Here is a 247-nt window from a genome sequence, read left to right on the forward strand (position 1 = left end):
CGAGCTCACCCGCCATACCACCAGCCGTCGCCCACAGACCCCAGGCCAGCGAACTCCCCGCCAGACCCTCCGCCCGACGGGACGCAGCCAACGCATCCAGGAACGCATTCGCCGCGGCATAGTTGCCCTGACCCGGACCACCGACCAACGCCGCAACCGACGAGAACAACACGAACGCCGACAGCTCCATACCCGCCGTCAACTCATGCAGATGCACCGCCGCATCCAACTTCGGCGCCAGCACCCG

At 67.6% G+C, this 247-nt stretch carries 1 protein-coding gene; it reads right to left on the reverse strand.

Annotation, left to right across the window (positions count from 1 at the left end):
- Positions 1-247: KR domain-containing protein (locus tag IO30_RS41155; protein WP_157853405.1), on the reverse strand; the 247-nt coding region annotated here is incomplete at both ends.

Source organism: Streptomyces xanthophaeus (assembly GCF_000725805.1).
GTDB lineage: Bacteria > Actinomycetota > Actinomycetes > Streptomycetales > Streptomycetaceae > Streptomyces > Streptomyces xanthophaeus.